At 68.4% G+C, this 6,771-nt stretch carries 7 protein-coding genes and 1 pseudogene; 6 read left to right on the forward strand and 2 right to left on the reverse strand.

Annotated elements, in window-relative coordinates:
• A pseudogene (locus RMO85_RS19635) lies at positions 1-137 on the reverse strand (ABC transporter permease); the annotation flags it as partial.
• The gene (locus RMO85_RS06370; RefSeq protein WP_310527651.1) at positions 134-1,096 is read right to left on the reverse strand and encodes an ABC transporter ATP-binding protein; all 963 of its coding nucleotides are present in this window, start codon (positions 1,094-1,096) and stop codon (positions 134-136) included. The gene RMO85_RS06370 and the pseudogene RMO85_RS19635, both read right to left, overlap by 4 nt.
• 71 nt (positions 1,097-1,167) lie before the next feature.
• On the opposite strand from RMO85_RS06370, the gene RMO85_RS06375 reads away from it, so the two are divergent.
• From RMO85_RS06375 to RMO85_RS06400, 6 genes are all read left to right on the forward strand, one after another.
• Positions 1,168-2,142, forward strand: coding sequence for an ATP-binding cassette domain-containing protein (locus RMO85_RS06375; protein ID WP_310527654.1), 975 nt, complete (start codon positions 1,168-1,170; stop codon positions 2,140-2,142).
• Complete coding sequence (locus tag RMO85_RS06380) at positions 2,139-2,963, forward strand: ABC transporter permease (protein ID WP_310527656.1); 825 nt, start codon at positions 2,139-2,141, stop codon at positions 2,961-2,963. Before RMO85_RS06375 ends, RMO85_RS06380 begins: the two co-directional genes overlap by 4 nt.
• 203 nt (positions 2,964-3,166) lie before the next feature.
• Positions 3,167-3,874 (forward strand): metalloregulator ArsR/SmtB family transcription factor, encoded by a 708-nt coding sequence (locus RMO85_RS06385; RefSeq protein WP_310527666.1) that lies wholly within the window; start codon positions 3,167-3,169, stop codon positions 3,872-3,874.
• Complete coding sequence (gene sufB, locus RMO85_RS06390; protein ID WP_310527659.1) at positions 3,871-5,298, forward strand: Fe-S cluster assembly protein SufB; 1,428 nt, start codon at positions 3,871-3,873, stop codon at positions 5,296-5,298. The genes RMO85_RS06385 and sufB overlap by 4 nt, the downstream gene beginning before the upstream one ends.
• A gap of 3 nt (positions 5,299-5,301) precedes the next feature.
• Positions 5,302-6,444, forward strand: a complete 1,143-nt coding sequence (sufD, locus tag RMO85_RS06395; protein WP_310527661.1) for a Fe-S cluster assembly protein SufD — start codon at positions 5,302-5,304, stop codon at positions 6,442-6,444.
• The coding region (locus tag RMO85_RS06400; protein WP_310527662.1) for a non-heme iron oxygenase ferredoxin subunit at positions 6,441-6,771 on the forward strand (331 nt) is incomplete at its 3' end. The genes sufD and RMO85_RS06400, both read left to right, overlap by 4 nt.

Raw genomic sequence — 6,771 nt, forward strand, 5'->3', positions numbered from 1 at the left:
AGCACGATCACCGGGATCACGATGGCGAGCAACAGCTGTTCCCCGTTGCGCAGCATCAGCCGCGCCTCCATGCGTGCCTGCGCGGCGACCTGGCGCGCGAACTGCGCGGCACCCGGCGCCGGGGTGAAGGTGCTCATCCGGCCAGCTCCCGACCGGTGAGACCGAGGAAGACGTCCTCGAGCGTCTTGCGCCCCAGCGCCAGTGACTCCGGAACCACGTCGTGGCCCTCGCACCAGCCCGAGACGATGCGGAGCGTGCTGCCGTCGGCGGGGCCGGCGATCAGCATGCTCCGGGCGTCGAGCTGCGTGACCTGCGTCGCGGGGCCCAGCTCGGCCCCCAGCGACTCGGGTGCGCCGTCGGGGAAGGGCCGGGTGACGACGAGCCGGATCGTGGCGGAGTGGCCGCCGCTGGTGAGCTCCGTCGGGGACCCGGAGGCGATGAGGCGGCCGTGGTCGATGATGTGGATCTGGTCGGCCAGGTGCTCGGCCTCGTCCATGTGGTGCGTGGTGAGCACCACGGTGACGCCGTCCGCCCGGATCTCCTCGAGCAGCTCCCACGTGGTCCGTCGCGCCTGCGGGTCCATGCCGGCCGTCGGCTCGTCGACGAACATCAGCTCCGGTCGCCCGACCAGCGCCATCGCCAGGCCCAGGCGCTGCTGCTGGCCGCCCGAGAGCCGGCGATAGGGAGTGCGGCCGCAGTCGGCGAGTCCGAGCCGGTCGCTCAGCATCGCGGTGTCGAGCGGGTGCGCATGCAGGGCGGCGATGTGGTCGAGCATCTCCATCGCCCGCACGCCGCTCCAGGCGCCGCCGGCCTGCAACATCACGCCCATGCGAGGGAGCAGGTCGCGACGCTGGCGGTGGGGGTCGAGGCCCAGCACGCGCACGGTCCCGGCCTGGGGCCGGCGATAGCCCTCGCACGTCTCCAGGGTCGTCGTCTTGCCCGCGCCGTTGGGACCCAGGACCGCCGTGATCGAGCCGCGTGCGACCTGCATCGACAATCCGTCGACGGCCAGCTTGTCGCCGTACGCCATCACCAGGCCGTCGATGTCGACGGCCAGGTCGCGCGCGGACGACGCAGCGGGGGACTCGACGGGCACGGCGTGAGTCTAGGAGTGCACCGAGAACACACAGGACGCGCCCTGTCCGTGCCGGCGACTACCGTGGCGACATGAGTTCCCCCTATGCCATCGAGGCCGACAATCTCGTCAAGCATTTCGGAGAGACCATTGCCGTGGACGGGGTGTCGTTCGTGGTCCCGCAGGGCTCGGTGCTCGGGCTGCTGGGCCCCAACGGCGCCGGCAAGACGACCGCGGTGCGGATGATGACGACCCTCACCCGGCCCACGTCAGGCACCGCCCGCGTCGCCGGCCACGACGTGTTGACCGATCCCGCCGCCGTACGCCGCAGCATGGGCCTGACAGGCCAGTCCGCCACCGTCGACGAGCTGCTGACCGGCCGGGAGAACCTCCGCCTGATCGGGTCGCTCTACGGCCTCGACGTGGGCTACATCAGGCGCGCCGGCGACGAGCTGCTCGAGCGCTTCTCGCTGACCGACGCCGGCGACCGGATCGCCAAGACCTATTCGGGCGGCATGCGCCGGCGACTCGACCTGGCCGTCAGCCTGATCGCCACGCCCCCGGTGCTGTTCCTCGACGAGCCGACGACCGGTCTCGACCCGCGCTCGCGGGTGGAGCTGTGGGAGGTGCTGCGCGAGCTCGTCGCCGACGGCACGACCCTGCTCCTCACCACCCAATACCTCGAAGAGGCCGACCAGCTGGCCGACAACATCGTGGTGATCGACCGGGGGACCGTGATCGCCGAGGGCACGCCGCTGCAGCTCAAGGACCAGTCAGGAGCCGCGGCGCTGGTCGTGACCGTCTCGCACGCGGACGACCTGGAGCGGGCCCAGGCGCTGCTGCGGCCGCACGTGAGCGAGGTCCACGTCGACCCGGGAGCACGCCAGCTGACCGCACCCGCGGAAGGGCTCGGCCACATGACGAGAGTGGCCGGCATCTTCGACGCGAGCGGGATCGTGCTCGACGACATCGGCCTGAAGCGGCCCAGCCTCGACGACGTCTTCCTGCACCTCACCGGGCACCGTGCCGAGGATCCCACCGACGCTGACGAGGAGCTTGTCTCATGACCACGCTCGAACGACCCGAGATCCGCCAGACCGGTCTGCTCGGCCAGTCCTTCTCCATCGCCCGGCGCAACTTCATCCACATCAAGCGCATGCCCGAGATGCTGATGGACGTCACCATCCAGCCGGTGATGTTCGTGCTGCTCTTCGCCTACGTCTTCGGCAGCTCCATCGACATCCCGATCGAGGGCGGCTACAAGGCCTTCCTGCTGGGCGGGATCATGGCCCAGACCGTGGCCTTCTCCTCCTTCATCGTCGCGGTCGGCCTCACCGCCGACCTGGAGAAGGGGATCGTCGACCGCATGCGGTCGCTGCCGATCAATCCCGCTGCGGTGCTGGTGGGTCGATCCTTTTCCAGCGTGGCGCACTCCTCGATCGGCCTCGTGGTGATGTCCCTGACCGGTCTCGCGATCGGCTGGCGCATCCACACCAACATCGTCGAGGCGCTGGTGGGCTATCTGCTGCTGGTCGGCTGGGCCTTCGCGATGATCTGGGTCGGCATCCTCGTCGGCTCCGCCATGCGTTCGGTCGAGGCCGTCAACGGGGTGATGTTCGCCACCATGTTCCCGGTCACCTTCCTGGCCAACACGTTCGCGCCCACCGACGGCATGCCCTCCTGGCTGCGGTTCATCGCGGAGTGGAACCCGATCTCGGCGCTCACCCAGGCGGTGCGCGAGCTCTGGGGCAACGACATGCCGCTGGACGCGGACGCGCATCTCCCGCTCCGGCATCCGGTCCTGTTCACCATCGGCTGGATCCTGCTCCTCACCGCCACGTTGGCACCGCTGGCGATCCGGACCTTCCGCAGGCGCACCGCCGACTGACGCGTCCGCCGAGCGGGCACAGGTCGGTCAGCGGGCGAGCAGCTCCGCCAGCACCGGGGCCTCGTCACGGATGATGCCGGTCGGACCGCGGCCTCGACGATGACGCCACTTCCGCGGCTGTTGGAGCCGCCGGCCGACGGCGCTTAGGGGACCCTTGCTTGAAGACGGGGACGTATTAACGTCACACTTGCGTTGTGCAATTCATGAGGCCGACCGCTGGACTGACCGGGGGGACCCCTGACGGGGACGCACCCACCCGTGATCGGGTGGCGCGGTCGATCCTCGAGAACGGCCCTTCGACGGCCGCCGATCTGGCCGCCCGGCTGGATCTGACGGCCGCGGCCGTCCGCCGCCACCTCGATCACCTGACCGAGGACGGCACCGTCGAGGCGCGCGACCAGAAGGTCTACGGCAGCCGCGGTCGCGGTCGGCCGGCGAAGGTCTTCGCCCTCACCGACTCCGGGCGCGATGTCTTCGTCCAGCAGTACGACGACCTCGCCGTGCAGGCCCTGCGCTTCCTGGCCGAGACCGGCGGAGACGACGCCGTCATGGAGTTCGCCCGTCGCCGGGTGGCCTTCGTGGAGCGCGACTACGCAGCCGTGGTCGCCGAGGACCCCGCGCTGAGCCCGGCCGAGGCGCTGGCCAGGGTGTTCACCGCCGAGGGCTACGCCGCCAGCGTGCGCGACCTGCCGATCGGCGACCAGCTCTGCCAGCAGCACTGCCCCGTCTCGCACGTGGCCCACGAGTTCCCGCAGCTGTGCGAGGCCGAGACCGAGGCCATCGGTCGCGTGCTCGGCACCCACGTCCAGCGGCTCGCGACCATCGCCCACGGCGATGGCGTGTGCACCACCTGCATCCCCGGTTTCGAGTCCGCTCGTACACCGGTCCCTACGAATGAGGAGCAGTCATGACCCAGAACCTGAGCATCGAAGAGATGAACCCCGAGCTCAAGGGGATCGGTCGCTACGAGTTCGGCTGGTCGGACTCCGACGCCGCCGGCTCGATCGCCAAGCGCGGTCTCAGCGAGGACGTCGTGCGCAACATCTCTGCGCTCAAGAGCGAACCCCAGTGGATGCTCGACCTTCGACTCAAGGGTCTGCGTCTGTTCGGCAAGAAGCCGATGCCGACCTGGGGTTCGGACCTGTCGGGGATCGACTTCGACAACATCAAGTACTTCGTGCGGTCCACCGAGAAGCAGGCCGCCACGTGGGACGACCTGCCGGCCGACATCAAGAACACCTACGACCGCCTCGGCATCCCCGAGGCCGAGAAGCAGCGCCTCGTCTCCGGCGTTGCCGCGCAGTACGAGTCCGAGGTGGTCTACCACCAGATCCGCGAGGACCTCGAGCAGCAGGGTGTCATCTTCGTCGACACCGATACCGGCCTGCGCGAGCATGAGGAGCTCTTCAAGGAGTACTTCGGCTCCGTGATCCCGGTGGGTGACAACAAGTTCGCCGCGCTCAACACCTCGGTGTGGTCCGGCGGGTCGTTCATCTACGTGCCCAAGGGCGTCCATGTCGACATCCCCCTGCAGGCCTACTTCCGGATCAACACCGAGAACATGGGCCAGTTCGAGCGCACGCTGATCATCGCCGACGAGGACTCGTACATCCACTACGTCGAGGGCTGCACCGCACCGATCTACTCGTCTGACTCGCTGCACTCGGCGGTTGTCGAGATCATCGTTAAGAAGGGTGCGCGCGTCCGGTACACCACGATCCAGAACTGGTCGAACAACGTGTACAACCTCGTCACCAAGCGTGCCGCCGCGCACGAGGGCGCGACGATGGAGTGGGTCGACGGCAACATCGGCTCGAAGGTCACCATGAAGTACCCGGCTGTGTGGATGCTCGGCGAGCACGCCAGCGGCGAGGTGCTCTCGGTGGCGTTCGCCGGCGAAGGCCAGCACCAGGACGCCGGCGCGAAGATGGTCCACGCCGCGCCGCACACCAGCTCGAACATCATCTCGAAGTCGGTGGCCCGCAACGGTGGACGTACTTCGTACCGCGGTCTGGTGCAGGTCCACGAAGGTGCGTACGGCTCGAAGTCGACGGTCAAGTGCGATGCACTGCTGGTGGACGACATCAGCCGCTCCGACACCTACCCGTACGTCGACGTCCGCGACGACGACGTGTCGATGGGCCACGAGGCCACCGTCTCGAAGATCTCCGACGACCAGCTGTTCTACCTGATGAGCCGCGGCATGACCGAGGACGAGGCCATGGCGATGATCGTCCGTGGTTTCGTCGAGCCGATCGCCCGTGAGTTGCCGATGGAGTACGCGCTCGAGCTCAACCGCCTGATCGAACTGCAGATGGAAGGGGCCGTGGGCTAGTCCATGGGCATCACGCATAAGTCCGATCGCATCGACGCACGTCCGGGGAGCATCGCCTCGTTCGACGTCGCAGACTTCCCGGTTCCTCACGGCCGCGAGGAGAACTGGCGGTTCACACCGCTCGCTCGCCTCCGCGGATTGCACGACGGCACCGCGCAACCGGGCGGCAAGGTCGCCGTCGACATCGATGCTCCCGACGGCGTTGTCGTCGAGACGGTGGACCGCGACGATCCGCGCATCGGTCGCACGGGAGCGCCGGTCGACCGGGTGGCCGCCGCTGCCTGGTCCTCGTTCGCTGAGGCCACCGTCATCACGGTTCCCTCCGAGTCTGTCCTCGATCGGCCGGTGTGGGTCACCCGGCGTGGCGAATCGGCCGACGTCGCCTCCTTCGCTCACGTCGTGATCGACATCGCACCGTTCGCGACCGCCGTCGTGGTCCTCGACCACGCCGGTTCCGCAACGCTGGCCGACAACGTCGAGATCGTGGTGGGGGAGTCCGCCAACCTCACGCTCGTGAGTCTGCAGGACTGGTCCCGCGACTCGGTCCATGTCTCGCAGCACCGTGCGCTCGTCGGTCGGGATGCCCGGCTCAAAGCCGTGCACGTCTCGCTCGGCGGTGACCTGGTGCGCATCGCGCCGTCCGTCGCTTACGCGGGCCCCGGTGGTGACGCGGAGCTGTGGGGGCTGTTCTTCGCCGACGAGGGCCAGCACCTGGAGCACCGACTCTTCGTCGATCACGAGGCGCCGCACTGCCGCAGCCGCGTCACCTACAAGGGTGCGTTGCAGGGCAAGAACGCGCACACCGTCTGGATCGGCGACGTCCTGATCCGCGCCAAGGCGGTCGGCACCGACACCTACGAGCTCAACCGCAACCTTGTCCTCACCGACGGTGCGCGCGCGGACTCCGTGCCGAATCTCGAGATCGAGACCGGCGAGGTCACCGGCGCCGGTCACGCGAGCGCAACCGGACGGTTCGACGACGAGCAGTTGTTCTACCTGCAGGCGCGTGGAATCCCGGCCGACGAGGCGCGTCGGCTCGTCGTTCGCGGCTTTTTCCACGAGGTGTTGCAGCAGATCGGCATCGATGAACTCGAAGCCCGTCTGGTCGCCAAGGTCGAGCAGGAACTGGAGGGCCACGGAGTATGAGCGACACCACCACCGACCTCCACGGCTTCGTCCGCGCCTGCGCAGTCGCTGACATTCCTGACACGAACGCGCTCGGTGTCCGCCTCGGTGACCTCGCCGTGGCCGTCGTTCGCAGCAACGGCGAGTACTACGCGCTCCACGACGTCTGCTCGCACGCCGAGGTGGCGCTGTCCGAGGGTGATGTCGACGGCGACGTCATCGACTGCTGGCTGCACGGTTCGGAGTTCGACCTGCGCACGGGCAAGCCGCTGTGCCTGCCCGCCACGGACCCGGTTGCGGTCTACCCCGTCAAACTCGAAGACGGCGTCATTTACGTCAACGTCGACC

Source organism: Nocardioides sp., assembly GCF_031422975.1.
GTDB lineage: Bacteria > Actinomycetota > Actinomycetes > Propionibacteriales > Nocardioidaceae > Nocardioides.

Excerpts from the sequence above, each read along its gene's own strand:
- RMO85_RS06375 (WP_310527654.1), top strand. The coding sequence starts at position 1,168 with ATGAGTTCCCCCTATGCCATCGAGGCCGACAATCTCGTCAAGCATTTC.
- RMO85_RS06380 (WP_310527656.1), top strand. The coding sequence starts at position 2,139 with ATGACCACGCTCGAACGACCCGAGATCCGCCAGACCGGTCTGCTCGGC.
- RMO85_RS06385 (WP_310527666.1), top strand. The coding sequence starts at position 3,167 with ATGAGGCCGACCGCTGGACTGACCGGGGGGACCCCTGACGGGGACGCA.
- sufB (WP_310527659.1), top strand. The coding sequence starts at position 3,871 with ATGACCCAGAACCTGAGCATCGAAGAGATGAACCCCGAGCTCAAGGGG.
- sufD (WP_310527661.1), top strand. The coding sequence starts at position 5,302 with ATGGGCATCACGCATAAGTCCGATCGCATCGACGCACGTCCGGGGAGC.